Origin of the sequence: Paramicrobacterium chengjingii, assembly GCF_011751765.2 — a bacterium.
In the GTDB taxonomy this organism is placed as follows: domain Bacteria; phylum Actinomycetota; class Actinomycetes; order Actinomycetales; family Microbacteriaceae; genus Paramicrobacterium; species Paramicrobacterium chengjingii.
This window is the reverse complement of the sequence record NZ_CP061169.1, coordinates 2,524,873-2,545,147: the sequence shown is the minus strand read 5'-3', so window position 1 is coordinate 2,545,147 and position 20,275 is coordinate 2,524,873. Positions and strand designations below refer to the sequence as shown.

Genomic DNA, 20,275 nt, shown 5'->3' with positions numbered 1-20,275 from the left:
ACCATGAACGACTACCTGCCGAAAGACGAGCTCGACCCCAAGCGCCAGAACGAGCCGTCGAGAAACCGTGTTGTTCTGTGGATCGTCGGCGCGGGAGTCGGCATCTACCTGATTGGTACCGGTGTCTGGGGAATCGTCACCGGAGGTTGACCAACGAGAGTCAATCACGAGGAGACTCGGGGTATGATTGAGAAATCATGATTGAGGACTTCTGGCTGAACGCGGCATGGTCGATTACCCCGACGCTCCTGCTGTTCGCGCTGTTCTACTTCGTTCTGCGTTCGATCTTTCGCGCCGACCGCAACGAACGTCGTGTCTACGCCGACATCGAGTCGGAGGAGCGCATCCGCCGCGGTCTTCCTCCCACATCCTCCAACCACTGATCACTCGCCGGTGACGGCACGCCGCGGCTCCTGATCAAGCAGAGGCCGATAGCATCGGCCTCATGGGTGAGCACGTCAGCGCGCCGCGGACCAGCGAGCAGATCGAATGATCGACGAGCCGATCTTCGAGATCTTCGGCATCAGCATTGGGCTGTGGGCGATCGTGCTCTTTACGATCGACCTCGCGGTGCGTGTGTTCGCCGTCATCTACGTTCCACGCAACCGTCTGCCTACGGCAGGTATGGCCTGGCTTCTCGCCATCTTCTTCATCCCGTTCCTCGGCATCCTGCTGTTTCTCCTTATTGGCAACCCGAAGCTGCCGCGGCAGAGGCGCAAACGTCAAGACGACATCAACTCGTATATCGCAACGGTCGTGGCCGAGCTGCCGCACGATGAGAGCCTTGCAGCGCAGCCTGACTGGCTGCCGTCGCTCGCATACCTCAACCAGAACCTCGGCGGCTTCCCGATGCTCGGTGGAAACAGTGCCGAGCTTGATCACGGCTACGCGTCGAGCCTCCAGAGCATGATCGACGATATTGAGGCCGCGACATCGTGGGTGCACGTCGAGTTCTATATTCTGTGCCAAGACGACACGACACGCCCGTTCTTCGACGCACTTGAGCGCGCTGTGAAACGAGGAGTTCCCGTGCGCGTGCTCTTCGACCACGTGGCGTCGTTTCGCACACCCGGGTATCACGCGATGACGCGCCGACTGACCGAGATGGGCGCCGACTGGCACCGGATGCTGCCGCTCGACCCCCTGAAATGGAAATGGCAGCGGCCCGACCTGCGCAACCACCGCAAGCTCCTCGTCGTTGACGGCAGCATCGGGTGGATCGGCTCGCAGAACATCATCGACCGCAGCTACAACAAGCGCAAGAACATCGAGCGCGGCCTCAAGTGGCAGGAGCTGCAGGCGCGGGTTCGCGGCCCGGTCGTTGGAGCGATCAACGCGATTTTCCTCACCGACTGGTACAGCGAGACAGATGATCTGCTTACTGACGGCAACGATCCTCGCGGGGAAGGCGACGTCACGCAAGACGAGCGTCCGGGTGGGCTCGCGTGCCAGGTCGTGCCCTCGGGGCCGGGATTCGAAGGCGAGAACAACCTACGACTGTTCCTCGGACTTCTCTGGGCTGCGCAGAAGCGCATCGTGATCACGAGCCCCTATTTTGTGCCGGACGAGTCCCTGCTGTTCGCCGTGACGACAGCGGTGCAGCGGGGAGTCCCCGTCGACCTGTTTGTGTCGGAGATCGGCGATCAGGCGTTGGTCTACCATGCACAACGCTCCTATTACGAGGCTCTCCTACGTGCCGGAGTGCGCATCTTCCTCTACCCCAAGCCGTACATTCTGCACGCCAAGCACTTCACGATCGATGATGAGGTGGCGGTGCTCGGCTCGAGCAACATGGATATGCGCTCGTTCGGACTCAACCTCGAGATCTCGCTCCTGGTGCGCGGGGAGACGTTCGTGAAAGACATGCGGGCGATCGAGGATCACTATCGCCGCAGAAGTCGTGAACTGACGCTTGACGAATGGATGAAGCAGCCCTTGCGCTCAACGGTGCTCGACAACCTCGCGCGCCTCAGCTCTGCGCTTCAGTAGCCAACACCGTCGCGACGAGCTGCGCTCGCTAGTGTTGAGGTATGGATTGGGCACTGGCGCTGTTCTCGGGGTTCGTCTCGGGGCTTGCTCTCGTCATTGGGGCGGCTGTCGCCTGGTTCGTGCGGGTGCCGAAGCGCGTCGTCGCTACGGTGATGGCGTTCGGCTCCGGCGTGCTCATCTCTGCCCTCTCGTTCGACCTGATCGCCGAAGCTGCGGCCTCGGGCGGCTTCTGGCCGACGATGTTCGGATTTCTCGCCGGGGCGGTCGTCTACGTCGGAATTAACCTGCTTCTGGATGCTCGAGGCGCGCGCAATCGCAAAGGCACAGCCGACTCGAAAGGAAGCGGAACGGGAATCGTCGTCGGTGCGCTGCTCGACGGCATCCCCGAGACTGCAGTGCTCGGCCTCAGCCTCGTGGGCGGCGGCCAGCTCAGCATCCCGATTCTTGCCGCCATCGTGATCTCCAACTTTCCCGAGGGGCTCTCGGCGACTGCCGACCTCAAACTCGAGCGCCGTTCTGCCGTGTACGTCTTTGGTCTGTGGGGCATCACGACAGTGGCGTGCGCACTCTCGGCGTTCGGTGGTTTTGCTCTGCTGCAGGGTGCGCCCGTCGAACTGACGGCGTCTGTGAGCGCTGTGGCGGCTGGCGCGATTCTGGCGATGATCTGCGACACGATGATCCCTGAAGCCTTCGATGATGCGAAGTCGTTCACCGGCCTTGTCGCCGTCGTGGGATTCTTTTCGGCGTTCGGCATTCACCAGCTCGGCTGAGCCGCGCTGCGCCCACGCGGGCGCATTGTGCAGACTTACGGACATAGTGCAGAGGTGTGCCCATGCACATTGTCCGTCGGGATGCACAAAGCCAGGTCGCGCGCGGCGTGAGCCGCTCAGGCGCGCACAAGAATGTCGCCGGGGGAGCACTGCAGGGCATCGCAGATGGCGACGAGTGTCGAGAACCGGATCGCCTTGGCGCGATCGTTCTTCAGCACAGAGAGGTTCACGATGCTCACGCCCACGCCCTCGCTCAGCTGAGTGAGGGTCATGCCGCGTTCGGCGAGCAGCTCGTCGAGTCGACAGTGGATGCCGCTCGGCTCATCGTCTGGTTCGCGCGGCGCCATCAGACGAGCCCTTCCGTGTCACGTTGCATGCGGCGGCCGATCTCGAACGCCGCGGCGATGACCGCGAGGGCGATAGCCCACACCAGCGGCGTCATCGAGATGTCGAGCGACAGAAAGAAAACATCGTCAGTCGAAACACCGGATGCTGCCGAGCCACCCAGATACGAGGCGACTTCGCTGTGCGCGATCGCCGTGAGCACACCGTGCCCCCAATCGCCGATGAGGGCGAGCGCGGCGTAGGCGACGAGGCCCCACAGGGTCATCGTGCCGAACGGGCGCCCCTTCAGCACGCTGACGATGAACACGATGATCACGGCAGCCACTCCAAAGCCCGTGAGCACAGGCAAGGCGTCTGCTGCGACGAGCCACCAGCGGGCACCGGTCGGAAGCCCGGAGACCGTGACGTTAGCGGTGACGGATGCAGCGTCAGACACCGAGCCGAACTCGGCGACGAGATCGGCACGGTCTGCCGCTGACGTCATACCATCAACACGCACGGTGGGCGACGTGAGAATGTAGATCGCTCGGGTGATGGCAGCCCAGGCACCGATGATGCTGAACATCACGGCGCCGGTGGCGATCACCTGCAGAAGGTAGCGCTCGAGACGCTCGGTTCGCGAGCGCTGTGTGGTCGCGGTGGGCTGCGTGCCAGCATCCGTCATCATCTGTCCTTATCGAAGATCGTTATTACCGATAATCGTTAACATATCGATTGTCGTTATCTCTGTCAACTGCGCGCAGAATGCGGTGCGCCCGTTGGCCGCGAGGCCTCGCCAACTGTCACGCCGTGGGCGAACAGGGGGGTAGAGAGGGGCAAATGCTCGTTACGCTGTCTGTATCGACACCACTTAAGCCCGAGGTGTCGAAAGGAGTGAAGATGTTCGAGAGATTCACCGACCGCGCTCGTCGCGTCGTCGTCCTGGCCCAAGAAGAGGCCAAGATGCTGAACCACAACTACATCGGAACCGAGCACATTCTGCTCGGTCTCATCCACGAGGGCGAGGGCGTCGCCGCAAAGGCGCTTGAGTCTATGGGAATCTCGCTCGACGCTGTGCGTGAGCAGGTGACCGACATCATCGGAACCGGCCAGCAGCCGCCGACGGGACACATCCCGTTCACGCCGCGTGCCAAAAAGGTTCTCGAGCTCAGTTTGCGTGAGGCGCTGCAGCTCGGCCACAACTACATCGGAACCGAGCACATTCTGCTCGGCCTGATTCGCGAAGGCGAAGGCGTTGCTGCGCAGGTGCTTGTGAAGCTCGGCGCCGACCTCAACCGCGTTCGCCAGCAGGTCATCCAGCTGCTTTCGGGCTACCAGGGCAAGGAATCGGCGTCCGTCGGAGCCGGCGCAAATGAGGCTGCCCCGCAGGGCGGGTCTCAGGTGCTCGACCAGTTCGGTCGCAACCTCACTCAGGCAGCTCGCGACAACAAACTTGACCCGGTGATCGGGCGCGAGAAAGAGATCGAGCGGGTCATGCAGATCCTGTCTCGGCGTTCCAAGAACAACCCCGTGCTGATCGGTGAGCCCGGCGTCGGCAAGACAGCCGTCGTCGAGGGCCTCGCCCAGTCAATCGTCAAGGGCGAAGTTCCCGAGACGCTGAAGGATAAGCAGGTCTACTCCCTCGACCTCGGATCGCTGATCGCCGGAAGCCGCTACCGCGGTGACTTCGAAGAGCGTCTCAAGAAGGTGACGAAAGAGATCCGCACGCGCGGAGACATCATCGTCTTCATCGACGAGATCCACACGCTGGTTGGTGCCGGTGCCGCTGAAGGCGCGATCGACGCCGCCAGCATCCTGAAGCCCCTTCTCGCTCGTGGCGAACTGCAGACGATCGGAGCGACGACGATCGACGAGTACCGCAAGCACTTCGAGAAGGATGCTGCGCTCGAACGTCGCTTCCAGCCGATTCAGGTGGACCAGCCGTCGCTTCCGCACACCATCAACATTCTCAAGGGTCTGCGTGACCGCTACGAGGCTCACCACAAGGTGTCCATTACCGACGGCGCTCTCGTTGCCGCAGCGAACCTTTCGGATCGCTACGTCGCCGATCGCTTCCTTCCGGACAAGGCGATCGACCTGATCGATGAGGCTGGCGCGCGCCTTCGCCTGTCGATTCTCTCGAGCCCGCCTGAGCTGCGCGAGTTCGATGAGAAGATCTCGGGCGTTCGCCACAACAAGGAAGCGGCGATCGAAGACCAGGACTTTGAGAAGGCAGCGAGCCTGCGCGACGAGGAGAAGAACCTGCTCGCCGAGCGTCTGCGCCTCGAGAAGCAGTGGCGAAGCGGCGAGGTCAAGGCGACAGCAACGGTTGATGAAGGACTCATCGCCGAGGTGCTCGCTCAGGCCACGGGCATCCCCGTCTTCAAACTTACCGAGGAGGAGTCCAGTCGACTCGTCTTCATGGAGAAGGCACTGCACGAGCGTGTCATTGGGCAGAACGAGGCGATCAACGCTCTTGCGCGCACCATTCGCCGCACGCGCGCCGGACTCAAGGACCCCAAGCGTCCGAGCGGTTCGTTCATCTTCGCTGGCCCGACCGGCGTCGGAAAGACCGAGCTCGCCAAGGCGCTCGCCGAGTTCTTGTTCGACGACGAAGACGCCCTCATCTCACTCGACATGAGCGAGTACGGAGAGAAGCACACGGTCTCGCGGCTGTTCGGCGCCCCTCCCGGGTTTGTCGGGTTCGAAGAGGGTGGCCAGCTCACAGAGAAGGTGCGGCGCAAGCCGTTCAGCGTTGTGCTTTTCGACGAGATCGAGAAGGCGCACCCCGACATCTTCAACTCGCTTCTGCAGGTTCTGGAAGAGGGACGCCTGACCGATGGTCAGGGTCGTCTCATCGACTTCAAGAACACAGTGATCATCATGACCACGAACCTCGGTTCGAAGGGAATCGCGGGCGGACCTGTCGGCTTCCAGGTTGAGGGCGACACGGCGAGCAACTACGAGACGATGAAGGCGAAGGTGAACGAAGAGCTCAAGAAGCACTTCAAGCCCGAGTTCCTCAACCGTGTGGACGACACGATCGTGTTCCCTCAGCTGTCCAAGCCGGAGCTTCTGCAGATCGTCGATCTGTTCACGAAGCGTCTCGCCGAGCGGATGCTGGATCGCGACATGACCGTGGAGCTCACCATTCCTGCGAAGGAGCGCCTCATCGATGTCGGCTTCGACCCGGCTCTCGGCGCGCGGCCGCTGCGTCGAGCAATGCAGAGCGAGGTAGAAGACGAGCTCAGCGAGAAGATTCTGCACGGCGAACTCAACCCGGGCGACCACGTGCACGTCGACTTCGACAAGGGCAAGTTCATCTTCACGACGACACAGCGCGAGGAGTCCATCGGGGCAGGAATCAACGCCAATGCCTCGCTCGGCACCGGCGGCATAACGCCAGACTTGGCCATCACCGACAACTCGGGCGAGTAGCCATACGAGCGTAGAATGCGGGGCCGTTGACACTGTCAGCGGCCCCGCTTCGTGCGTGGAGCCGGCGCTCGCGATGATCGATCAGGAATCGAGAAGTAGTGGATTCTGCCCGCATCTAGCGTTGAAGCATGAACACGACAACAGCACCCAACGCACTCACGTCCATCACGCTCGAGGTTCCCGATATCGCGGACGCCGAGCGGTTCTACGCAGCATTCGACCTGGGCTCACAACTGGAGTTCCGTCAGTCAGCGGAGCATTCTGAGGGATTCCGTGGATTCACGATCTCGCTCATCGTTTCGCAACCGGCTAACGCCGGGGTGCTGCTGGATGCCGCCATCGACGCCGGTGCCACAGTGATCAAGCCTGCCGCGAAGAACCTCTGGGGATTCGGCGGGACGGTCAAGGCCCCAGACGGAACCATCGTGAAGGTGGCAACGTCGAAGAAGAAGAACACGGAGCCGGCGAGCTCACGCATCGACGATGTCGTCGTGCTGCTCGCAGCATCCAATGTGCCCGCAAGCAAACGCTTCTACTCCGAACAGGGTTTCACCCCGGGAAAGAGCTTCGGCAGCTACGTCGAATTTGAGACCCGTCCCGGCACGATCAAGCTGGGACTCTACAAGCGCTCGGCGCTGGCGAAGGACGCTGGCGTGCCGGAGGAGGGGAGCGGGGCGCACCGAATCGCCTTCGGAAACGAGCGGGGGGCCTTCACCGATCCCGACGGCTTCACCTGGATCTGACGGAGGCGAGCCATGTGCCATCCGCTCTGGCAGCGGGCGCTGACTGAGGCGCACCGTCAACTCGAAACCTCAACGGATAATTCACTCAATCAACGTATTCAGGGGAGAACGGCAATGGTAACGACACCCGATTCGGCGAACGCTGACGGCAAGGTCGTCGTGGCACTCAAGAACTCCGGCACGTTCACGTCCCGTTATTCGACAGCGGCAGAAGGTCAGTCCAGGTGGTCGAGGTAGCGCAACAGCACGCCCTCGCGCATCGCCCACGGCGAGACGTCGAGCTCCTTCACATCAAACGCCCGCATCGTCTCAGACAGCACGATGCCGCCCGCCACGATCTGGAATGTGCGATCGAGGGTGATGCCGGGAAGCTCGGGGCGGGATGCGGCGGGCAGGCGCGCGAGTCGCGGAACCCAGTCGTCGAGCTGACTGCGCCGCAACAGCATCCGATCGCTGTCTCCGACGCCATCTCGCACCGACCCGGCCAAGCGTGCAAGCGAGCGGATGGTCTTTGACGACCCGACGACGTGTGAGGGCGGAGGCAGTTCTGCGAACTCATCGCGAGCCTGCTCGAGGATGCCGCGGGCGTGCTCGCGCAGAGCAGTCTGCTGGTCGAGCGACGGCGGGTCATCTTGCAGGAAGGAGATCGTCGAACGGCCCGCTCCGAGTGGAACGCTCATGCCGATCGAGGGATATTCGTCTTGCCCCATCGACAGTTCGAGCGAGCCGCCGCCGATGTCGAAGAGCAGGATGTTTCCCGCAGACCACCCGTACCAGCGGCGCACGGCGAGGAATGTGAGCTTCGCCTCGTCTTCGCCCGAGAGCACCTGCAGCTCCACGCCGGTCTGTTCGGTCACGAGACTGAGCACCTCGGGACCGTTCTTTGCCTCGCGGATGGCCGAAGTGGCCATGGGGAGGAAGTTGTCGAGGTTGCTGCGATCGGCGAGCTCGACGGCACCCGAGACGGCGGAGACGATGGCATCGACGCCCTCGTCGGTGATCGATCCGTCGGGCGCGAGGTATCGCATGAGGCGCAGAACCGATTTGTGGCTCGCCATCGGCTGTGGGTGTGCGCCGGGATGGGCATCGACGATCAGCAGGTGGACGGTGTTGGAACCGACGTCGAGAACCCCGAGGCGCATACGAGAACGATAGCGTGACTTACGTCTCGATGCGTGCCGCTCACGAGGCTTGCAGGCAGGCGGCGATAGGATTTCTGCCGACCGGGGTCGTGGTTCTCCGGGGAGTGGAGAGCGATCTGATGAGCCAGGTCAACGTGCGGTGGGCGACGACGGCCGACGTTCCGCGTATTCAGCAGCTCATCGAACCGCTGGTGCAAGAGCGCATTCTGCTCGGCAAAGATCGCGTGGTGTTCTACGAAGCGGTACAAGAGTTTCGCGTCGCCGAGACCGACGACGGCGAAGTGATCGGCTGCGGCGCTTTGCACGTGATGTGGGAAGACCTCGGAGAGGTGCGCACGCTCGCTGTGGCGCAGCCCTGGTTAGGCACCGGAGTTGGCCATGCACTACTCAATCAGCTGCAAGAAGATGCTCGAGCTCTCGGCCTGATTCGCCTGTTCTGTCTCACCTTCGAAGTGGATTTCTTCACTCGCCACGGATACGCACCCATCGGTGAAGGCATCGTCGACCCCGACGTATATGCGGAGCTTGTTCGCTCGACCGATGAAGGCGTCGCTGAGTTTCTCGACCTTGCTCGCGTCAAGCCGAACACTCTCGGCAACACCCGCATGCTGCGCGTTCTCTGACGCGCGACCACAATCGTCTGGCGTCACGGTGCTCCGCCACACACATGCACACCGGCGTGCTCATGTGAGCACAACAGTTGCATTGCCCTGCGCATGTGCGTGATCAATGTCGGAATGTCGGTGCGTGCCCGTAGCTTGTAGTCAGTTGTTTACCAGCCTGCTGTGAGAACGACACCCGCAACTTCTACCGTGGCGATGGCGCCACGCACGACGTTGCGAAATTGAGGCGCATCGGCGCGCCCGCTTGAGGGCGCGCCGCAACACTGTGGCAAGGAGAGCCTTCTGTGACAAAACCCACCCGGCAGCGACGCGTGATTCTGGCCGCATCCGCTCTTTTAGGGCTTGCATGTGCTCCGCTTGCCGCACTCCCGGCGACGGCGGCGCCCGATGGCTCCGGGGTGGTGATCAACGAGGCGTATCTCTCGGGCGGCAGCGCGGGAGCGATCTATGACCACAAGTTCGTGGAGCTCTACAACCCCACGGATGCCGCGATCGCGCTCGACGGCATGTCTCTGCAATACCGCTCGGCGACGGGCGATGGTGCAACCAGCAACCTCGTTGAGCTGACAGGTGAGATCGACGCGCAGGGGTACTACCTTGTCACGGGCGGAAGCAACGGCGATACTGGCGACGCGATGACGGGCGTCAACGTCGCTGCCGAGGGCTCACTGGATCCGAGCGGCACGAAGGGCACGCTGCTGCTCGTTGATGGCACCGAGAAGGTCTCGCCTGCCGTCGGTGACATCGCGGGAACAGAAGGCATCGTCGATGCCCTGGGCTACGGGTCGTCAAACACTTTCGAGGGCGAAGCGGCTGTGCCGCCCGGCAGTAACCAAGACGTGCGCTCGAACGTGCGCACGGGTGGCGTCGACAGCGATAACAACACAGACGACTTCACGCTCACCGCCGAGATCACGCCGCAGGGCACCGGTGACATCACGGTCGGCGAAGACGACGCCGAGCAGGGCGGCGAGGAGCCGACGGGGCCGAGCCAGGAGCTGTCGATTGCCGAGATTCAGGGCGACAGCTGGGAGAGCCCCGTCAAGAAAGAAGCGGCAACCACGACCGGCGTCGTAACCGCGGCATATCCCACGGGTGGGTTCGATGGCTTCTACCTGCAGACAGCGGGCACAGGTGGCGACGTTGACGCTGCCTCGCACACCGCCTCAGACGGCATATTCGTCTACACAGACACGATTCCTGTCACCGTCGAGATCGGCGACGCCGTCACCGTCAACGGCATCGTTGACGAGTATTACGGACTGACGCAGATTCGCGTGACGAGCGACAACGACATCACCGTCGACGAGAACTCGGATGCCGTCGCCCCTGAGCCCGCGACAATCACGTTTCCCGACACCGATGCCGGGCGTGAGCTGTTTGAGGGAATGCTCATCGCGCCGCAGAGTGGCTACACGGTGACGGAAGTGTACGAAGCGAACCGCTACGGCGAGATCGCCCTTGCGGCATCCACGACTCCGCTCGTGAACCCGACGGTGAAGGGTCTGCCCGGTACACCGGCATACGACGCAGAGGTCGCGCGTGCCGAGGCCGAGGCCGTGACGCTCGACGACGCGTCGACCGTCGATTACACGAACTCGTCAAATTCAAACACGCCGCTTCCGTATCTCTCGCTGGAAAACCCCGTGCGGGTAGGAGCCGCGGTGACGTTCACCGACTCGGTTGTGCTTGATTATCGGTTCAGCGTTTGGAAATTTCAGCCGACACACGTGGTGACGGGCGACACGGAGCAGCCTGTCACGTTTGAGAATACGCGGGAAGCGGCCCCACAGGATGTAGGCGGCGACGTGAAGCTCGGCACATTCAACGTACTCAACTACTTCGCGACGACCGGCGATCAGCGCTCCGGGTGCACGTATTACACCGACCGTGACGGCAACCCGATCACAGTGCGGGACTCGAGCGCAGCGGGCTGTCAGGTGCGTGGAGCAGCTTCGCAGCAGAACCTCGAGCGACAGCAGGCGAAGATCGTCGTGGCGATCAACGCGCTCGACGCCGACGTGGTATCGCTTGAGGAGATTGAGAACTCGCTCGCTGCAGGTAAGGACGATCGTGACGACGCACTCGGTGTGCTCGTTGACGCGCTGAACGACGCGGCTGGCTCAGGCATCTGGGCATTCGTGCCGTCACCGAAGGCACTGCCGAAGAACGAAGACGTCATTCGCACGGCGTTCATCTACAAGCCGGCCACCGTCGAGCTCGTCGGCGATGCGCAGATTCTCATCGGCTCTGACGCGTTCGACAACGCCCGCGAGCCGGACGCCCAGGCGTTCAAGCCGGCGGGCGGTGATGCCGACGATACGTTCGTCGTGGTCTCAAACCACCTCAAGTCGAAGGGCAGTGCCGAGGAATGCACGGGCAAAGACGATGACGACGAGAACTGCGACAACGGCGAGGGTGTCGGCGGCTTCAACGGCGACCGCACTCGGCAGGCCGAGGCTCTTGTAGCCTTCGCCGACGAGTTTGCCGCGCGCCATGACACAGACAAGGTGTTTCTCGTCGGCGACTTCAACTCGTATGCCGCCGAAGATCCCATCACCACGATCCTGAACGCCGGCTACGTGGACCAGGGGGCAAAGACGGGCGAGTACACCTATAACTACGGGGGCGCCGTCGGCTCGCTCGACTACATCTTCGCGTCCCCAGCTGCTGATGCCACGGTGACCGGGCAGGACATCTGGAACATCAACTCCGTCGAGTCGGTGGCGCTGGAGTACTCGCGCCACAACTACAACGTCACTGACCTATACGCTCCCGACGTCTATCGCGCGAGCGACCACGACCCGATGCTCGTCGGCATCGCCACGAGTGCCGGTGACGGCGATGGCACAGACGATGGTGACGACGATGGAGGAGCGGATGCTGGTGAGCCGGTGCCCGTCGACGACTCCGATCTGACCGCCGACCTCGAGGGCGGAATCAGTGTTTCCAGCACCCTCGTGCGAGGTGAAACGTACTCTGTGACGGTAGAGGGCGAGATCTCCGCTGCCGTGGCCGTGTGGCTGCACTCCGATCCCGTGCTGCTGAGCGACGGCTACGTCGAGGTGACGGGCGACGGAACCGTGACTGTGACAGTGCCTACCGAGGCCCCGCTCGGCGAACACCGGGTGGCCGTCGTCACGGAGTCCGGCGACGTCGTCGGCTGGCAAGCCGTCACCGTCACGGACGCCGGTGCGACAGCATCCGGTGATCTGCCCTGGACGGGAACAGAGGCGTTGCCGCTTCTGATCGTCGCGCTTCTGCTCATGGCGCTTGGCGGAGTTGTGCTCGTCGCTCGCCGTCGCCGAATGAGCTGAATGATCCCCGGCGGGCTCGCTCGCCAGAGAACCGCCCGCTCCGGGCACCCCCAAGAAAACAGGAGAGACATGTTGCCACTCACACGCCGAACGAGGCGTCTGTCCGCGATAGGCGCGTTGGCAGGGCTCGCGTTAGCCCCGCTCACCGCCTTCTCGGCCAGCGCCGCCGATGAAGGATCGACGACGATCAACCTCATCAACATCAACGACTTTCACGGTCGCATCGATGACAACACAGTGACCTTCGCCGGCACGATCGAGAAACTTCGGGCAGAGTACCCGGACAACTCGGTATTTCTGTCGGCAGGCGACAACATCGGTGCGTCGAACTACGCGTCGTCGTCGCAGGAGGACAAGCCGACAATCGATGTGCTGAACAACCTCGGACTCGCGGCCTCGGCTGTCGGCAATCACGAGTTTGATACGGGCCTCGCCAATCTCACGGGTTGGATCAGCGAGAGAGCCGAGTTTCCGTACCTCGGCGCAAACGTGTACAAGGAGAACACCGAGACGCCGGTTCTTGATGAGTACACGATCGTCACGATTGACGGCGTACGGGTCGGCATCATCGGTGCTGTCACACAGGAGGTGCCGTCGCTGGTCTCGAAGTCGGGAATCGAGGGGCTCGACTTCGGGGATCCCGTCGACGCCGTGAATCGCGTGGCTGACCAGTTGAGCGACGAAGACGAGAGCAACGGCGAAGCCGACGTGATCGTGGCCGAATACCACGAAGGCGCTTCGGTGGGAACGCCGGAGGGCGCGACGCTCGAGGACGAGATCGCCGCCGGAGGCGCGTTCGCCGACATTGTCACAGTGACGAATGACAATGTCGACGCGATCTTCACGGGGCACACGCACAAGCAGTACGCGTGGTCGCACGAGGGCCGACCCATTGTGCAGACGGGAAGCTACGGGGAGAATATCGGCCAAATTGTGCTCAACTACGACAACGCGTCGGGTGATGTGACGGTCGAAAAGATCGGAAACACCGCGCGTGCGGAAGCTCCCGAGGGCACGACAGACGACGAGACTGCCGCGAACAAGAAGGCGCTCCGTGACGAGCTGATCGCCGAATTCCCACGCGTTTCTGATGTCAACGGCACGACGCAGGCGGCGCTCGCCGAGGCAGAAGAGACGGGAAGCGTCGTCCTGGGAGATGCCAGTGCTGACATCACCACCGCGTACTACGTGAACGACAAGGGTGAGACGGTGCGCGATGACCGCTCGAGCGAGTCGACGCTTGGCAACTTCGTCGCCGACGCCATGCTTGACACACTCAAGTCGGACGAGCTGGGCGGCGCTGAGATTGGCGTCGTGAACCCAGGCGGGCTGCGCGCAGAGATGCTCGCGGGCCAAGTGACGGTGGCCGAGGCGAACGCGATCTTGCCGTTCGTCAATAACCTCTGGACGACGACTCTCACCGGCCAGCAGGTGAAGACGATGCTCGAGCAGCAGTGGCAGCGCGACGAGAACAACGAGATTCCGAGCCGACCATACCTGCAGCTCGGTCTGTCGAACAACGTGACGTACACCTATGATGCCGACGCCGAGATGGACCACCACATCACCTCGGTTACGGTCAACGGTGAGCCGCTCGACATGGCACGCGAATACCGCATTGGGTCGTTTAGCTTCTTGCTCGACGGCGGAGACAACTTCCACGTCTTCACGGAGGGGAGAGACACGAGGGACTCCGGCCTCGTCGATCGCGACGCCTGGATGGACTACATCACGGCAAACACTCCGGTTTCGCCCAGCTATGACCGGCGCGCCGTGGCTGTGACGGGGTTTCCGACGGATGCTGTCGAGGCAGGATCGTCATTCGAGCTCGGACTGTCGAAGCTCGATCTGACCTCGCTGAACGTTCCCGCTGAGACCGGTCTGACGATCGCGCTCGATGGCGAGACGATCGGAACCGCGGCGGTGACTGATGGGGCAGCGAATGTGCAGATCGACGTTCCTGCCGATGCCTCGGGAGACTACACACTGACGCTCACCGGCGACACGAACGGAACCGTTGTGACGATTCCCGTGACGGTGACAGGGGCGGACGGAACGAACCCGGACGAACCCGGAACAGAGAAGCCCGCTGAAGACCCGGCACCCGTCGACGATAGTGACATTCCGGATGCCGCTGAAGGCGGAATCTCCACGGTCGACGAGGCGAAGGCCGGCGAGTCCATCAGCATCGACGTCGGCGCCGACCGCGCAGGCGACTGGGTGTCGGTGTGGCTGCACTCCACGCCGATCCAGCTCTCCGACGGCTGGGTGCAGGTATCTGACGAGGGAACCGTCACAGTGACGATTCCGAGCGATGTCGCCGCTGGTGAGCACCGCATCGTCGTTCTCGACGCCAACGGTGACGTGATCGGCTGGCAGGACATTATGATCTTGGCAGCCGAGGGGACCGGAGGTGGAACCAACGCGTCAGACGATCTGCCGCGCACGGGAGCCGAAGCATCTGAACTGCTGCCGTTTGCACTCATTGCTCTGGGCCTCATGGCCCTCGGCGGTGCGGCGTTCGGCATCAGCCGGTATCGTACGCGCAAGGTGACTGACCGCTCGTAGACGACCGTCCGGTGCCGACGCGCGGAGAGAGCCACGGCTCCCTCCGCGCGTCGGTGTGTGCGCACAGTGGCTGATTTGACGCATGAAAGGCGTGTCATCGCGCGCGTGGCGCGACAGCATCCGGGATTAAGACACCTACCATAAGGGCATGTCGACGAATCAGGGTCCTCGCGGTCGTCAGCCCCGCAGCGTCTACATTAAACGGCGCCTCTGGGTGCTTGCCGGGCTGATCGCGGTCATTGCAATCATCGTTTTGCTGGTCTGGCGCCCCGGATCCTCGTCTGGGGCCGAAGACTCCAAGAACAATGCTTCGCAGTCAGAGACGACGAAGCCGTCGCCGAAAGAGACCGCGGCCGAAGAGAAGACCTCGAGCGAACCTGTCGCGTGCACGAAAGACAACGTCGAGATCGTCGCGAAGACGGACAAGACGACGTATGCCTCGGGGGAGAAACCGAAGTTGTCGCTGACCATCACGAACATTGGCGATGTCGCGTGCATAATCGACGTCGGCACATCTCAGCAGGTCTTCACAATCACAAGCGGCAAAGACACCTACTGGACGTCGACGGATTGCCAGGTTGAGCCCACGAACGCCGAGACCACGATTGAGGCGGGCAAATCGCTGACCTCTGAACCGGCGATCGAGTGGGACCGCACACGGAGCAACCCCGACACGTGCGACGCCGAGAAGCGAGATGCGGTACCTGCTGACGGTGCGTCGTATCATCTGAAAACGTCGGTAGCGGGTATCGAGTCGAAAGACAGCGCACAGTTCGCTCTCTATTGACGAGCGCTGTATCCGGTCGCGCACACGCGCCGCGCTGACTCTGCGCAGTCGAAACTGGCAGACTGGAAGCATGGCCAAGCCCAAGAAGAATCAACAGCCGGACTTTCGCTCACAGACACTGGCTGACGCACTCGAGAAGCAGGACATGGCCGCCATCGCTTACGCATTGCGCAACGATCGCATGGTGGTGCCGCTCATGAAGCCGGGGCAGTCAGACAAACCGACGGATGCCGGTGAGGTGTGGACGTTCCGGCAGCCCGAAACCGGAAAGCTTGCTCTGCTGCTGTTTTCAGACGCGAAGAATAAGCCAGAGTCGCTGCCGCCATTTGTCGGCCTGCAGGACGGCCTGTGGCTGCACACGTTCCTCCGTACGCATGGCGAGGCGATTGAGACGGTCTTTTTCGATATTGCAGGACCGCACCCGCTTCAGGCAGCGCCAGACGAAATCATGCGTGTGCTCGATCTGGAGATCGAGTGAGACCCTGTTGACTTGGCACAGGGTTGACTCCACTCAGACTCAAAACGCCGTGTCGATCTCGCGGTCGCGCAGTGACCCGCCAGAGCGCTTCGACAGCGCAAGAGCATTTTGGATGCCGCCAGAGGCCGAATCGAGAAGGTTTGAGTAACCGAGGCGCATTGCCTCCGCACGGCGCTGCTTCGCCGCGACAACGGGGCGGATCTCGCCCGCGAGGCTGATCTCACCAAACGCGGCGAGCGAGTGCGAGACTGGCCAGTCACCGCGAGCCGATGCGATCGCGACGGCGATCGCAAGGTCGGCGGAGGGCTCTGTGAGGCGTACACCGCCGACTGTCGAGACGTAGACGTCGCAGTCTGAAAGCTTCACGCCCGCGCGCTTCTCAAGCACGGCGAGCAGCATCGACACGCGGCTCGAATCGACACCGCTTGTCACCCTGCGAGCGTTCGGGGCCGGAGTCGGCACGACGAGTGCCTGAATCTCAACGGGAAGCGCTCGGCGCCCCTCCATCGCCACGGTGACGCACGTTCCCGAAACCGGCGCGCCGCGACTGAGAAAGAGTTTCGACGGGTCGGGAACCTCGGCGATGCCTGAGCCGGTCATTTCGAAGCATCCGACCTCGTCTGTGGGGCCAAAGCGGTTCTTCAGTGCGCGAATGAAGCGCAGAGCGGTCTGCCTGTCGCCCTCAAACTGGCAGACGACGTCGACGAGGTGCTCGAGAAGCCGCGGCCCGGCGATCGTGCCGTCTTTCGTGACGTGGCCCACGAGCAGCAATGGCAGCGATCGCTCCTTCGCCACGCGGATGAGCGCGGCGGCAACCTCGCGCACTTGGCTGGGCTGCCCGGGAAGCCCATCGACCGTGCTGCTGGCGACCGTCTGCACGGAGTCGACGATCAGCAGCTCAGGATTGATCGACTCAATCTGCCCGAGCACCGTCGACAGGTCGGTCTCGGCAGCGATGAACAGATTGTCGTCGAGTGCACCCGTGCGCTCGGCTCGCAGCCTCACCTGGCTTACTGACTCTTCGGCGCTCACATAGAGTACGCGCGCCTTCGCTCGGGCGGTGCGCGCGGCGACCTCGAGAAGAAGCGTCGATTTGCCGACCCCCGGTTCGCCGGAAACCAGAATCGCGGCGCCAGGGACGAGCCCGCCCCCGAGCACCCGATCGAACTCGTTGACGCCGCTCGGCCAATGGGAGATCGACGACGTTGCGACGTCGGTGATGGGGCGAGCGACCCGCTCGTTCGTGACGGAGACGGCAGTCACGCGCTTCTGAATTCCGCTGGACTGTCCGGCCTCGACGACTGTGCCCCACTGCTGGCATTCGCCGCAGCGTCCGACCCATTTCGCGGTCTGCCAGCCGCACTCTGTGCACGTGTACGCCGATACGGTTTTCGCCATGAATCCGAGGGTACCCGCCGGTTCCGACATCCCCGAGCCAGCCACGTGTGAAGGCGTGGCCAAACGGGGGACATCGCGTCTCTTGACACCCCTGTCTCCGAGGGGGTACAGGTTAGGTATGGAGGCATTCGAGAAGTGGGAATCTGAGATTCGCGGCTACAGCCGCACGTATCCGACGGTCTTTGCTTCGGCATCGAACGCACGGCAGGTCGACGAGGCTGGTCGCAGCTACGTTGACTTCTTTGGGGGCGCTGGCGTCCTCAACTTTGGCCATAACAATGAGCGCATGAAGCGCGCCATGATCGAGTTTCTCGAGGCGGATGGAGTCGCCCACAGTCTCGATATGGCAACGACGACGAAACGTGACTTCCTCGAGCGTTTCGGGCAGACGATTCTTGAGCCGCGGGGCATGACCCACAAGATGCAGTTCATGGGGCCGACGGGGTCGAACGCGGTCGAGGCCGCGCTCAAGCTTGCACGGCGGGTGACGGGACGACGCAATGTCGTGGCGTTCTCTCACGGGTTCCACGGCATGACGCTCGGTTCTCTCGCGTGCACCGCCAACGACTTCTTCCGTCAGGCTGCTGGCGTTCCGCTCGACTATGTGGAGCGTGAGCCCTTCGACACGGCACCCGGCGGCGGCGTGCAGGCGATAGACGACTATCGGGCGCAGCTCGACGACCCGTCGAGCGGACGCATCCCGCCAGCCGCATTCATCGTCGAGGTGATCCAAGCAGAGGGCGGCGTCAATGTCGCCAGCGCTGAGTGGCTTCAGGCCGTGCAGAAGCTCGCCCACGATGTGGGAGCGCTGTTCATCATCGATGACATTCAGGTCGGATGCGGTCGAACCGGGAGCTACTTTGGCTTCGACGGACTGGGGCTTGACCCCGACATCGTGTGCCTGGCCAAGGGCATCGGCGGCTACGGCACGCCACTTGCGATGAACCTCGTCAAGCCAGAGCACGACGCGCACTGGGCGCCGGGGGAGCACACCGGAACGTTCCGCGGGCAGGGACTCTCATTCGTCGCCGGCACCGTGGCGCTCAGCTACTTCGACGACGACGAGCTCATGAACGACGTAGCGCGCAAGGGAGACATCATGCGCGTCGCCCTCCAGGGCCTTGCCGATGAGTTCCCCGATCGCGACTTCGACGTTCGCGGACGCGGCATGATCCAAGCACTCGACGTCGGAGACGGAGGCATAGCCAAGAAGGCCGTTGCGTACTGCTTCGAGCACGGGATGCTGATCGGCGCCTGCGGCAGCGGGGGACGAGTGCTCAAGCTCATTCCGCCGCTCACCACACCGGACGACGACCTGCAAGAGGGGCTCGACACGCTCTCGAGCGCTGTTCGAGCATCCGCCTGATCCACTCGTCTCACCACAATTGAACATCGAGAACTGCAACCGATACGAACCAGACATGAGGTGGTCTGACTAACAGAAGGAGCCTGACATGAGGCAGCGCGATGACATGACGTTCCCCTTTGACGAATACGAGCGCCGTCTCAGTGAGTTGCGCGCTCGCATGGCGGAACGGCTTCTCGATGCGGTGGTCATCAGCGACCCAGAGAATCTGATGTACCTGACCGACTATCAGACGACAGGGTATTCGTTCTTTCAGGCGCTTGTCGTGCCGCTCGATGCCGAACCGTTCATGATCACGCGCAGCATGGAGGAATCCAACGTGCACGCGCGCACCTGGGTGGAGCTGACGAGGCCGTACCCCGACACGGGCGATGCGATTCAGAGTCTCGTGCAGGCGCTGCGTGAATTCGGGCTGCATACGAAAGACGTCGGGTATGAGCGCAATAGTTACTACTTTCCCGCCTACCACCAGGATTACATCCACTCGGCGATCACCGAGGGGCGTCTGCTCGATTGCTTCGGCATTGTCGAGCAGGGGCGCATCACCAAGTCTGCTGTCGAGATCGACATCATGCGCAAGGCCGCGCACGCCACCGAGGTGGGGATGCAGGCGGGAATGGATGCTGTCGCCGCTGGCGTGAGCGAGAACGACATTGCCGCCGAGATCAGTTCGGCGATGTTTCGTGCGGGCGGCGAGTTTCCCGCAGTGATGCCCTACGTTACATCGGGGCCCCGCACCATGATCGGGCACGCGACGTGGGAGGGCCGCGTCGTGCAGCCGGGGGAGCACGTCTTTCTTGAGGTGGCCGGATGTTTCCGCCGCTACCACACGGCGATGATGCGCACGGTCGTTCTCGACGACCTGTCGACGTCGATGTACCGCGCGCAGGAGCGCATGAAGCTTGCGCTCTCTGAAGTGAAGGCGGCCATTCGACCCGGGTTGACGGTGTCTGACGCCGACAACATCGTGCGCAGCATCATCACCGACAACGCGGTGGGCGGGCGGCTCATCACCCGCTCGGGCTACTCGATCGGCATCGCGTTTCCGCCCAGCTGGGACGAGGGCTACATCGCGAGCCTCAACCAGGGCGATCCGACAGTGCTGCGAGAAGGCATGACCTTCCACATCATTCCGTGGATGTGGGGCGTCGACGGCGACAAGACGGTGGGCATCTCCGACACCATCCGTGTGACAGACCGCGGCTGCGAGTCGTTCTACACGCTCGACGAGAACTTCGTCTGCAAGCCGGAGGAATCGAGCGCGCAATCGGCGGATGACACCGACGAGGATTCCGCCCCGACCCCCATCCGACCCGGCGTCGCGTAAAGGAG

17 protein-coding genes are annotated in these 20,275 nt (G+C 62.7%); 13 read left to right on the top strand and 4 right to left on the bottom strand.

The window, feature by feature from the left end:
* Positions 1-3: 3 nt before the first annotated feature.
* The 4 genes from HCR76_RS12360 (at position 4) to HCR76_RS12345 (ending at position 2,759) form a co-directional block, all read left to right on the top strand.
* Positions 4-150, top strand: a complete 147-nt coding sequence (locus tag HCR76_RS12360) for a hypothetical protein (RefSeq protein ID WP_166990882.1) — start codon at positions 4-6, stop codon at positions 148-150.
* 47 nt (positions 151-197) lie between these two features.
* Entirely contained in the window at positions 198-383 is a 186-nt protein-coding gene (locus HCR76_RS12355) for a hypothetical protein (RefSeq protein ID WP_166990878.1), read from the top strand.
* A gap of 106 nt (positions 384-489) precedes the next feature.
* Positions 490-1,989: a cardiolipin synthase gene (gene cls / locus HCR76_RS12350; protein ID WP_166990875.1), complete on the top strand. Its 1,500-nt coding sequence runs from the start codon at positions 490-492 to the stop codon at positions 1,987-1,989.
* A gap of 41 nt (positions 1,990-2,030) precedes the next feature.
* Complete coding sequence (locus HCR76_RS12345) at positions 2,031-2,759, top strand: ZIP family metal transporter (RefSeq protein WP_166990872.1); 729 nt, start codon at positions 2,031-2,033, stop codon at positions 2,757-2,759.
* Positions 2,760-2,875: 116 nt separating this feature from the next.
* Here the strand turns inward: HCR76_RS12345 and HCR76_RS12340 are convergent, their stop codons facing one another.
* Both HCR76_RS12340 and HCR76_RS12335 read right to left on the bottom strand, forming a co-directional pair.
* Positions 2,876-3,106 (bottom strand): helix-turn-helix domain-containing protein, encoded by a 231-nt coding sequence (locus HCR76_RS12340; RefSeq protein WP_166990869.1) that lies wholly within the window; start codon positions 3,104-3,106, stop codon positions 2,876-2,878.
* Positions 3,106-3,771 (bottom strand): hypothetical protein, encoded by a 666-nt coding sequence (locus HCR76_RS12335; RefSeq protein ID WP_166990866.1) that lies wholly within the window; start codon positions 3,769-3,771, stop codon positions 3,106-3,108. The genes HCR76_RS12340 and HCR76_RS12335 overlap by 1 nt, the downstream gene beginning before the upstream one ends.
* A gap of 212 nt (positions 3,772-3,983) precedes the next feature.
* Here HCR76_RS12335 and HCR76_RS12330 point away from each other — a divergent pair, with 212 nt between their 5' ends.
* Both HCR76_RS12330 and HCR76_RS12325 read left to right on the top strand, forming a co-directional pair.
* Positions 3,984-6,521, top strand: coding sequence for an ATP-dependent Clp protease ATP-binding subunit (locus tag HCR76_RS12330; protein WP_166990864.1), 2,538 nt, complete (start codon positions 3,984-3,986; stop codon positions 6,519-6,521).
* A gap of 128 nt (positions 6,522-6,649) precedes the next feature.
* The gene (locus HCR76_RS12325) at positions 6,650-7,264 is read left to right on the top strand and encodes a VOC family protein (protein WP_166990861.1); all 615 of its coding nucleotides are present in this window, start codon (positions 6,650-6,652) and stop codon (positions 7,262-7,264) included.
* A gap of 215 nt (positions 7,265-7,479) precedes the next feature.
* On the opposite strand, the gene HCR76_RS12320 is transcribed toward HCR76_RS12325, so the two are convergent.
* Positions 7,480-8,406 (bottom strand): Ppx/GppA family phosphatase, encoded by a 927-nt coding sequence (locus HCR76_RS12320; protein WP_166990858.1) that lies wholly within the window; start codon positions 8,404-8,406, stop codon positions 7,480-7,482.
* 119 nt (positions 8,407-8,525) lie between these two features.
* Here HCR76_RS12320 and HCR76_RS12315 point away from each other — a divergent pair, with 119 nt between their 5' ends.
* The 5 genes from HCR76_RS12315 to HCR76_RS12295 all read left to right on the top strand — a co-directional run bounded on the left by HCR76_RS12315 (position 8,526) and on the right by HCR76_RS12295 (position 16,179).
* Positions 8,526-9,029, top strand: coding sequence for an amino-acid N-acetyltransferase (locus HCR76_RS12315; protein ID WP_166990855.1), 504 nt, complete (start codon positions 8,526-8,528; stop codon positions 9,027-9,029).
* Between the two features lie 284 nt (positions 9,030-9,313).
* Positions 9,314-12,346, top strand: coding sequence for an ExeM/NucH family extracellular endonuclease (locus HCR76_RS12310; RefSeq protein ID WP_166990853.1), 3,033 nt, complete (start codon positions 9,314-9,316; stop codon positions 12,344-12,346).
* Between the two features lie 69 nt (positions 12,347-12,415).
* Positions 12,416-14,914: a bifunctional metallophosphatase/5'-nucleotidase gene (locus tag HCR76_RS12305; RefSeq protein ID WP_244971387.1), complete on the top strand. Its 2,499-nt coding sequence runs from the start codon at positions 12,416-12,418 to the stop codon at positions 14,912-14,914.
* A gap of 148 nt (positions 14,915-15,062) precedes the next feature.
* Positions 15,063-15,701: a hypothetical protein gene (locus tag HCR76_RS12300; RefSeq protein ID WP_166990847.1), complete on the top strand. Its 639-nt coding sequence runs from the start codon at positions 15,063-15,065 to the stop codon at positions 15,699-15,701.
* 70 nt (positions 15,702-15,771) lie between these two features.
* Positions 15,772-16,179: an SseB family protein gene (locus tag HCR76_RS12295; RefSeq protein ID WP_166990844.1), complete on the top strand. Its 408-nt coding sequence runs from the start codon at positions 15,772-15,774 to the stop codon at positions 16,177-16,179.
* Positions 16,180-16,218: 39 nt separating this feature from the next.
* Here the strand turns inward: HCR76_RS12295 and radA are convergent, their stop codons facing one another.
* On the bottom strand, positions 16,219-17,577 hold the full coding sequence (radA, locus tag HCR76_RS12290) for a DNA repair protein RadA (protein ID WP_166990841.1): 1,359 nt from the start codon (positions 17,575-17,577) through the stop codon (positions 16,219-16,221).
* A 118-nt stretch (positions 17,578-17,695) separates the two neighbouring features.
* Here radA and HCR76_RS12285 point away from each other — a divergent pair, with 118 nt between their 5' ends.
* Both HCR76_RS12285 and doeA read left to right on the top strand, forming a co-directional pair.
* A complete protein-coding gene (locus HCR76_RS12285) occupies positions 17,696-18,943 on the top strand; it encodes an aspartate aminotransferase family protein (RefSeq protein ID WP_166990838.1) in 1,248 nt (415 codons plus the stop codon).
* Positions 18,944-19,031: 88 nt separating this feature from the next.
* The gene (gene doeA / locus HCR76_RS12280) at positions 19,032-20,270 is read left to right on the top strand and encodes an ectoine hydrolase (protein ID WP_166990835.1); all 1,239 of its coding nucleotides are present in this window, start codon (positions 19,032-19,034) and stop codon (positions 20,268-20,270) included.
* Positions 20,271-20,275 lie beyond the last annotated feature (5 nt).

Excerpts from the sequence above, each read along its gene's own strand:
- HCR76_RS12295 (WP_166990844.1), top strand. The coding sequence starts at position 15,772 with ATGGCCAAGCCCAAGAAGAATCAACAGCCGGACTTTCGCTCACAGACA.
- HCR76_RS12345 (WP_166990872.1), top strand. The coding sequence starts at position 2,031 with ATGGATTGGGCACTGGCGCTGTTCTCGGGGTTCGTCTCGGGGCTTGCT.
- HCR76_RS12285 (WP_166990838.1), top strand. The coding sequence starts at position 17,696 with ATGGAGGCATTCGAGAAGTGGGAATCTGAGATTCGCGGCTACAGCCGC.
- HCR76_RS12320 (WP_166990858.1), bottom strand. The coding sequence starts at position 8,406 with ATGCGCCTCGGGGTTCTCGACGTCGGTTCCAACACCGTCCACCTGCTG.
- doeA (WP_166990835.1), top strand. The coding sequence starts at position 19,032 with ATGAGGCAGCGCGATGACATGACGTTCCCCTTTGACGAATACGAGCGC.
- HCR76_RS12335 (WP_166990866.1), bottom strand. The coding sequence starts at position 3,771 with ATGATGACGGATGCTGGCACGCAGCCCACCGCGACCACACAGCGCTCG.
- HCR76_RS12325 (WP_166990861.1), top strand. The coding sequence starts at position 6,650 with ATGAACACGACAACAGCACCCAACGCACTCACGTCCATCACGCTCGAG.
- HCR76_RS12330 (WP_166990864.1), top strand. The coding sequence starts at position 3,984 with ATGTTCGAGAGATTCACCGACCGCGCTCGTCGCGTCGTCGTCCTGGCC.
- radA (WP_166990841.1), bottom strand. The coding sequence starts at position 17,577 with ATGGCGAAAACCGTATCGGCGTACACGTGCACAGAGTGCGGCTGGCAG.
- HCR76_RS12355 (WP_166990878.1), top strand. The coding sequence starts at position 198 with ATGATTGAGGACTTCTGGCTGAACGCGGCATGGTCGATTACCCCGACG.
- HCR76_RS12300 (WP_166990847.1), top strand. The coding sequence starts at position 15,063 with ATGTCGACGAATCAGGGTCCTCGCGGTCGTCAGCCCCGCAGCGTCTAC.
- HCR76_RS12315 (WP_166990855.1), top strand. The coding sequence starts at position 8,526 with ATGAGCCAGGTCAACGTGCGGTGGGCGACGACGGCCGACGTTCCGCGT.
- HCR76_RS12360 (WP_166990882.1), top strand. The coding sequence starts at position 4 with ATGAACGACTACCTGCCGAAAGACGAGCTCGACCCCAAGCGCCAGAAC.
- cls (WP_166990875.1), top strand. The coding sequence starts at position 490 with ATGATCGACGAGCCGATCTTCGAGATCTTCGGCATCAGCATTGGGCTG.
- HCR76_RS12340 (WP_166990869.1), bottom strand. The coding sequence starts at position 3,106 with ATGGCGCCGCGCGAACCAGACGATGAGCCGAGCGGCATCCACTGTCGA.
- HCR76_RS12305 (WP_244971387.1), top strand. The coding sequence starts at position 12,416 with ATGTTGCCACTCACACGCCGAACGAGGCGTCTGTCCGCGATAGGCGCG.